Source organism: Hydrogenophaga sp. (assembly GCF_011390835.1).
Classification (GTDB): domain Bacteria; phylum Pseudomonadota; class Gammaproteobacteria; order Burkholderiales; family Burkholderiaceae_C; genus Hydrogenophaga.
On the sequence record NZ_JAABRQ010000049.1, the window covers coordinates 1 to 7,357 of the forward strand.

The 7,357-nt window shown below is 63.3% G+C and carries 8 protein-coding genes; 4 read left to right on the forward strand and 4 right to left on the reverse strand.

Features of this window, described 5'->3' with window-relative positions; genetic code table 11:
- From plsX to GPT34_RS17270, 3 genes are all read right to left on the reverse strand, one after another.
- A partial coding sequence (plsX, locus tag GPT34_RS17260) for a phosphate acyltransferase PlsX (protein ID WP_291015151.1) occupies positions 1-911 on the reverse strand: 911 nt, incomplete at its 3' end.
- A 134-nt stretch (positions 912-1,045) separates the two neighbouring features.
- The gene (gene rpmF, locus GPT34_RS17265) at positions 1,046-1,228 is read right to left on the reverse strand and encodes a 50S ribosomal protein L32 (RefSeq protein ID WP_019575026.1); all 183 of its coding nucleotides are present in this window, start codon (positions 1,226-1,228) and stop codon (positions 1,046-1,048) included.
- A gap of 177 nt (positions 1,229-1,405) precedes the next feature.
- Complete coding sequence (locus GPT34_RS17270) at positions 1,406-1,978, reverse strand: YceD family protein (protein WP_291015164.1); 573 nt, start codon at positions 1,976-1,978, stop codon at positions 1,406-1,408.
- Between the two features lie 36 nt (positions 1,979-2,014).
- Between GPT34_RS17270 and GPT34_RS17275 the strand changes: the two genes are divergently transcribed.
- Positions 2,015-2,641: a Maf family nucleotide pyrophosphatase gene (locus tag GPT34_RS17275; RefSeq protein WP_291015167.1), complete on the forward strand. Its 627-nt coding sequence runs from the start codon at positions 2,015-2,017 to the stop codon at positions 2,639-2,641.
- Positions 2,638-3,438, forward strand: coding sequence for an SAM-dependent methyltransferase (locus GPT34_RS17280; protein WP_291015170.1), 801 nt, complete (start codon positions 2,638-2,640; stop codon positions 3,436-3,438). The genes GPT34_RS17275 and GPT34_RS17280 overlap by 4 nt, the downstream gene beginning before the upstream one ends.
- A 41-nt stretch (positions 3,439-3,479) precedes the next feature.
- Here the strand turns inward: GPT34_RS17280 and galU are convergent, their stop codons facing one another.
- Positions 3,480-4,364: a UTP--glucose-1-phosphate uridylyltransferase GalU gene (gene galU / locus GPT34_RS17285; protein ID WP_291015174.1), complete on the reverse strand. Its 885-nt coding sequence runs from the start codon at positions 4,362-4,364 to the stop codon at positions 3,480-3,482.
- A 263-nt stretch (positions 4,365-4,627) separates the two neighbouring features.
- Between galU and uppS the strand changes: the two genes are divergently transcribed.
- Positions 4,628-5,365 (forward strand): polyprenyl diphosphate synthase, encoded by a 738-nt coding sequence (uppS, locus tag GPT34_RS17290; RefSeq protein ID WP_291015177.1) that lies wholly within the window; start codon positions 4,628-4,630, stop codon positions 5,363-5,365.
- A 26-nt stretch (positions 5,366-5,391) separates the two neighbouring features.
- Positions 5,392-7,357, forward strand: a 1,966-nt coding sequence (locus GPT34_RS17295; RefSeq protein ID WP_291015180.1) for a polysaccharide biosynthesis/export family protein, incomplete at its 3' end; no start/stop codon positions are given.

Sequence of the window (7,357 nt, forward strand, 5' to 3'; positions counted from 1 at the left end):
TCAGCGGAACCGTGGCTCTTGAACACCATGCCGCGCAAGCCGAGCAGCGCCGCGCCGTTATAACGGCGGTGATCGACGCGCTTTTTGAATGCCATTAGCGCACGATAGGCAACGATCGCAGCCATTTTCCGGAAGATGTTACGAGAAAACTCTTCGCGGATGAAGCCTCCAATCATGGCTGCCAGGCCTTCACTGGCCTTGAGTGCGACGTTACCAACAAAGCCGTCGCACACCACGATATCGACCGTGCCTCTGAACACATCGTCGCCTTCGACATTGCCAAAAAAATTCAGATCGCCATTGTTGTCTGCATTTCGCAGCAAGATTCCCGCTTTTTTGATGACTTCACTGCCCTTAATGACTTCTTCGCCCACATTGAGCAGGCCCACGCTGGGCTCAGCGCGTCCCGTCATGGCAGCCACCAGGGCAGAGCCCATCACAGCAAACTGCAACAGGTGCTCAGCGGAACAATCCACGTTGGCACCCAGATCGAGCACCGTGGTGGCGCCACCCCGGGCGTTGGGCAACTGAGTGGCGATGGCCGGGCGGTCGATTCCGTCGAGCGTCTTGAGCACATAGCGCGCAATCGCCATCAGGGCGCCGGTGTTGCCGGCCGAGACCATGGCCTGCGCGCCGCCGTCTTTGACCTGCTGAATGGCCACACGCATCGAAGAGTCCTTCTTCTTGCGCAGGGCCACCTCCACCGAGTCGTCCATCGCGACCACCTCGGTGGCCGGCAGCACGCGACAGCGCACGTTGTTCAGCACCTGCGGCCAGGCAGCGAACGATTCGGGCTTCCCCACCAGCAGCAACTGTGCCTGGGGGTGGCTATTCAGGAAAGCCTCGCAAGCAGGTAACGTGGTCGCGGGGCCGACGTCCCCCCCCATGCAATCAACAGCCAAGGTGATCATTCAGACTCCTGCAGCCGCACCACAGACGGGCGCCAGAAACGCAAAAAGCCCGCATGCAGCATGCGGGCCAGCGCCTCAACAGCCTCAAGGACCCCAGGCACGCCAGCGTGGCGAGGCCAGAGGTAGCTTGTCATTCAGGCTTCGGACTTGTTCTTGAGCACCTGACGGCCACGGTAAAAGCCGTTGGGGCTGATGTGGTGACGCAGGTGGATCTCGCCCGTGGTGGGCTCCACCGCGATGCCAGGCACGTTCAACGCGTTGTGCGAACGGTGCATGCCGCGCTTGGACGGCGATTTTTTGTTTTGCTGGACGGCCATGACGGGCTCCTGTGGAAATATATGGGTTTGTGGCTTGCGTGCGAGGCACTCAGCCACTCGGACGGGCCCGGATCATCTTCCATACACAATGGAAGCGCCTGACCGACGCGAAGCCTTAGATTGTAGCCCGAAACCGGGCCTTGCAGCAAACCCTGCCCAGGCGCGAGCGAGGCCCACTCAACCGCGTGGGCGCTTGAGCTGGGCCAGGGCCTGAAACGGGTTTTGGCGCGTTGGCGCCGCTTCATCTTCTTCGGGGAGGTCTGTTGAGCCCATCGGCACGGCCACCGGGCAAGTCTCGTGCATGGGCACGAGCGGCAAGGCCATGAGCAGCTCGTCTTCCAGCAGCTCGATCAGGTTGGGCCGAGGCTCCAGCGCGAGCAGGTCCTCCTCGCAGTCGTCGTCCTCGGCCTCGGCCACCGCTTCGGTCGCCACAAAGCGGAACCAGCGATCCAGCTGCAAGGTCACTTGCACTGGCCCCAGGCAGCGCTGGCAGGTCAGCGGTACCTCGGCGCTGGCCTCCAGGTGCATCCAGGCGGCTGGCGCTCCGCCCTGTGCAGCGGGCCTGAGCTCGGCGCGGGCCTGCCAGGTCACCGAGTCAGGTGCAGCCCCCTCGCCACCTGCATGCAGATCTTCACTCAGCCGACTCAGGTCAGCCACCTGCACCTCACCGCGCAACTCGCCACCAGCCTCGGCAAAACGCCGTGCGTCCAGCCGTGCTGGGTTCCATGCCGTGGGCGGATTCGGTTTCATGCCGGCAGTGTAAGAGATCGCAGACACAATAAGCCCATGTCAGCAGCCCCATCAGACAACCACCCGTCCATGCCGCCACCCCACTCCCGCCAGCTGATCCTGGGGTCCACATCGCGTTACCGGCATGCTCTGCTGCAGCGGCTGGGCATGCCTTTCAACACCGATAGCCCCCACGTTGACGAGACGGCGCTACCAGGCGAGCAGCCCGTCGACATGGCAATCCGCCTGGCACGCGCCAAGGCGCACGCGGTGGCCTCACGCCACCCGCAAGCGGTGGTCATCGGCAGCGATCAGGTGGCCGACCTGCAAGGGCTTGCCCTGGGCAAACCTGGCACCCACGAGCGTGCGGTGGCACAGCTCCAGCAAATGAGCGGCCAGACCGTGGTGTTTCAGACCGCGCTGTGTGTGGTCTGCCAGGCCACGGGCTTTGAACAGGCCGAAGTGGCGGCCGTGCGGGTGGTTTTCCGCTCCCTGAGCCGTGAAGAGATCGAGCGCTACCTGGTCGCGGAGCAACCGTACGACTGCGCTGGCAGCGCCAAAAGCGAGGGCCTGGGCATTGCCCTGCTGGAGCGCATCGACAACGACGATCCGACCGCACTCATCGGCCTGCCACTCATTCGCACCTGCCGCATGCTGCGTGCGGCAGGTTTGACCATCCCATGAGCCAGCTCCAGGCACGCCGGGGGACGCTGTACCTCGTTCCCACGCCGCTGGACTTTGGTGTTGACGCTGGTGAGCTTTCCTCCATCGATCAACTCTTGCCAGGCGACACGCTGGCCGCTGCCAGCCGGCTGACCCACTGGATCACCGAAAACGCGAAAAGCACCCGGGCGTTCCTGAAGCGTGTGGAGAGCGTGGCTGGACTGGCTGTCCCGCTGCAGGCGCAGCAGATCGCGGAATTGCCGCGGGTGGCGCACAAGAAGGGGGATCACCTGCACGATTCGGCTCTGGATGGCGCAGCCCGGGAGTTGCTGGCCCCTGCCATGGCCGGACACGACATGGGACTCGTGAGCGAGGCCGGCATGCCCGCCATCGCCGATCCGGGCAGCTCGGTGGTGCGCGCGGCCCATGCTCTGCAGGTGCCTCTGGTCCCGCTGAGCGGCCCGGTGTCGCTCATGCTGGCTCTGGCAGCCAGCGGCATGAACGGTCAAAGCTTTGCCTTTGTGGGCTATGTGCCCCAGGACCCGACCGAACGGGCGCGTCGCCTGCGCGAGCTGGAGGCCTTGGCCACGAAAACGGGCCAGACCCAGATCCTGATCGAGACACCGTACCGGAATTCGGCACTGCTGCAGGCGATGCTGCAGTCCTTGCAAACCAGCACCCGGCTGGCCGTCTGCTGCGGCCTCAGCCTGCCGCAGATGATGTGTCGCAGTGCGCTTGTGCGGGACTGGAAAACGCCGGTCTTCCAGACCGCGAACCTGCCCCTGTCCTTGCCCAGCGTTTTCCTCATCGGTCGCTGAGCTCAGGCTGGCCACGCGGTCAAGGCCGGCGGCCTCGCCCGCTATCTGGGCAACTGTGCCAGGTGAGCAAGCACTGACTGCCTCAAGTCCGGGTTGGCCAGGGCCAGGTCGATCGTGGCCTGAAGAAAGCCTTCCTTGCTGCCGCAGTCGTAGCGAACGCCGTCGTAGCGGAACGCCTGGACCTTTTCCTTGCCGATCAGTGCTGCAATGCCATCGGTGAGCTGGATTTCGCCGCCGGCACCGCGCGGCTGGCGCCGGATGCTGTCGAACACCGCGGGCGTGAGGATGTACCGTCCTGCGACCGCCAGAGTAGAAGGCGCCGCTTCCGGCGCGGGCTTCTCGACCATCCCGAACACCTCGGCGAGCTGCTGATTGGCGCCGTGCACATCCACCACGCCATACCGGCGCGTCTCAGCCCGAGGTACATCCTGCACCGCCAACACCGTTCCTGGGCTGCTCTCATAGGCCTGCACCATCTGCTGCAGGATGGAGGGGCCTCCGCTGGCCTGGTCTCGACCCAGCATCAGGTCGTCGGCCAGCAGCACCGCAAACGGGTGGTTGCCCACCACGCTCTCGGCGCACATCACGGCATGACCCAAGCCCAGCGGTCGCGGTTGGCGCACAAACACGCAATCCATGTCATCGGGTTTGATGCTGTGGACGATGTCCAGCATGGCTGTCTTGCCGGATTTCTCGAGTTCGTATTCCAGCTCGAATGCGGCATCAAAATGGTCGCCAATGGCACGCTTGTGACGCCCTGTGATGAAGATCATCTGGCGCACGCCGGCAGCGTAGGCCTCCTCCACTGCGTATTGAATCAGTGGTTTGTCAACAACAGGCAGCATCTCCTTGGGAATGGCCTTTGTGGCAGGCAGAAACCTGGTGCCCATGCCTCCGACTGGGAAAACGGCTTTCTTGATCAACATCTGTTTCCTTAAAGTTCACGTTCAGATTTCATAGTTGCGCGGATTACAACAACATGCGCGGCAAAGACAGGTCCGCTGGTTAGACTAGAGGGTTGGGGATTTGTGCGTTGCAGCACGACTGCAGCATCGCAAAAAAAACCACCCGTATCGATCGATGCCAGCTTAACCGCCGCGACTCAAGGGCCCAAAGATGCCCCGCGATCCAGGGAAATGTCTTTAGCCGTGAGTCTGTCACTGTCACACAACCAACCGGTCTGCATGGAATGACTGTCATCAACTTTCCATCGGTGCCCGTTGTTCCCCAGCATATTGCCATCATCATGGATGGCAATCGCCGCTGGGCGCAAGACCGCGGCCTGCCCAAAGCCGTCGGCCATGCACGCGGCGCGCAGCGCGTGCGCGGCACGGTCATGGCCTGCAAGGAAATGGGCGTTCGACATCTCACGCTCTTCGCCTTCAGCACCGAAAACTGGCAGCGCCCGTATGAGGAGGTTTCCAGCCTCATGGGGCTGTTTGTGCACTACCTTGAGAAAGAGGTGGACAACATGGTGCGGGGTGGCGTGCGTCTCATGGTCGCTGGCGACACCACGCGCTTTGACGAGCGACTGCAATCCCTCATGCAGCGCGCTCAGGAGAAAACGGCCGACAACCGCCGCCTGACGCTGACGATCGCAGCGAACTACGGCGGCCGCTGGGACATGCTGCAGGCTGTCCAGCGCTGGCAGGCAGCCAACCCTGGCTTGTCGGTGGATCGGCTTCGCGAAGACGCCTTGCAGCCTTACCTGAGCCTGGCACACGCACCCGACCCTGAGTTGCTGATCCGCACCGGTGGAGAGTCCCGCATCAGCAACTTCATGCTCTGGCAAAGCGCCTACACCGAACTGTATTTCACACCCACGTTGTGGCCGGACTTCAACGTGCAGGTGCTGAAAGATGCCATGGACTGGTATGCCCAGCGCGACCGCCGCTTTGGCGGCACCACACAGCGCACGGCTTGCTGACCTCCCGATTTACCCCTTTCCACTCTATGTTGATCAACTTCCCTGTGTACCGCCTGCTCTCGCTGTTGCTCCTGAGTCTTTCCCTGACCGCGCAAGCCCAGGTCACTCTGGGCACCACCTCAGGCGTTGCGGGGGGCGCTGCGACCACGGCTGCATCGGTGACGGCCAGCGTTGCCCCTGCCGCGGCACAGGCAGCGCCGCAGTTGGACAGCGCCAGCATGATGGCTGCCCCTGCTGCCGAAGCTCAGCCTGGCGAAGCAGCGACAGCCACAGATCAGGCACCCAAGGCCGTCCGCCGTCCACCGGTCTCCAACCAGTTCCAGCTGTTCGTGCAAGAGGCAACCGGGCGCAAACTGGGTTTTTATGGCAGCGACTTGTTTGACGCATCGCAGACCTATTCACCGGATGCCGCCCTGCCGCCCCCAGCCGATTACGCTGTAGGCCCTGGCGACGAAGTTCGAGTGCAGATCTGGGGTGCGGTGGATTACAGCGGCAGCCACACGCTTGACCGCAATGGTCAGATCACCCTGCCCAAGGTGGGCGTGATCCCCCTGGCAGGAGTTCCGGTTCGCAACCTGGAAGCTGTGCTGCGCAGCCAGATTGCCAAGGTCTTCACCAATTTCCAGGTCAATGCCAACCTTGGCCGCTTGCGCAGCATCCAAATTTATGTGGTCGGTCAGGCGCAGCAGCCCGGCGCGCACAACGTATCCAGCCTCAGCACCCTGGTCAATGCCTTGTTCGTGAGTGGTGGCCCCACGGCCAACGGCTCCATGCGCAACATCCAGCTCAAACGGGCGGGCAACACCGTCACCACGCTCGACCTCTACGATTTCATCGCCAAAGGCGACAAGGGCCGCGACGTGCCGCTTCAGGCGGGTGACGTGATCGTTATTCCATCCGCTGGCCCTCGCGTGGCCATCACCGGCGCTTTTGATCAGGCCGCCATCTACGAGCTCAAGCCCGGCGCAGATACGGTGGGCGACATCCTCAGCCTCGGCGGTGGCGTGCCGTCGCTGGCGAGCGCCCAAAAGGCCTTGCTCGAACGCATCGCGCCTGAAAAGACGCCGCCCCGCCAGGTACAGGACATCACCCTCGACGCGAGTGGGTTGAAACAGCCCCTGCGCGACGGCGACGTGCTCACCCTGCTCGGCATCAGCCCTGCGTTCGCCAACGCGGTGACGCTCCAGGGCACGGTGGCTGCGCCCCTGCGCTACCGCTGGTTCGAGGGCATGCGCATCCTCGATTTGATCCCGGAACAGGACGCCCTCATCACCCCTGACTACTACCGTCGCAAGAACCTGCTGGTGCAAAACGCAGAGATCGCGCAAGACGCGGGCCAGGGCGTCACCAGCCGCGTGCGCGGCCTTGCGGACCAGATCAACTGGGAATATGCCGTCATCGAGCGGCTTGACCGCAGCAAACTGGCCACCGAACTCATCCCGTTCAACCTCGGCAAGGCAGTGCTGCAAAAAGACCCGACGCAAAACCTGCAGCTTTTGCCTGGCGATGTGGTCACCATCCTCAGCCAGAACGATTTGCGCCTGCCCCAAGGCAAGCAGACTCGGCTGGTTCGCGTCGAGGGTGAGGTCGGCGCACCGGGGGTCTACCAGACGCAGCCGGGCGAAACCTTGCCCCAGCTGCTTCGCCGCATTGGTGGACTCACACCGCAGGCCTACGTGTTCGGCACCGAGCTCAACCGCGTGTCGGTGCGGCAGCGCCAGCAAGACAACCTGGCCCAACTCGTGCGCCGATTGGAAGGCCAGCTGCAATCGCAAGTCAGTACGGTCATGTCCAACTCGGGCACCGAAAACGCCGCGCAGGCCCAAGTCATTCAGCAGCAACAGCAAGCCCAACTGCGCAGCCAGATCGACCGTCTCAGGAGCTTCCGCAGCAATGGACGCATGGCCCTGGAACTCGACCCCAAAGTGGCCGATGTCTCCGCCCTGCCCGACCTGCCGCTGGAAGACGGAGACCGCGTTCTGATTCCAGCCC

Bases quoted from the DNA above. Each gene is read 5' to 3' on its own strand.
- rpmF (WP_019575026.1), bottom strand. From the start codon at position 1,228: ATGGCCGTCCAGCAAAACAAAAAATCGCCGTCCAAGCGCGGCATGCAC.
- GPT34_RS17270 (WP_291015164.1), bottom strand. From the start codon at position 1,978: ATGAAACCGAATCCGCCCACGGCATGGAACCCAGCACGGCTGGACGCA.
- GPT34_RS17275 (WP_291015167.1), top strand. From the start codon at position 2,015: ATGTCAGCAGCCCCATCAGACAACCACCCGTCCATGCCGCCACCCCAC.
- GPT34_RS17280 (WP_291015170.1), top strand. From the start codon at position 2,638: ATGAGCCAGCTCCAGGCACGCCGGGGGACGCTGTACCTCGTTCCCACG.
- galU (WP_291015174.1), bottom strand. From the start codon at position 4,364: ATGTTGATCAAGAAAGCCGTTTTCCCAGTCGGAGGCATGGGCACCAGG.
- uppS (WP_291015177.1), top strand. From the start codon at position 4,628: ATGACTGTCATCAACTTTCCATCGGTGCCCGTTGTTCCCCAGCATATT.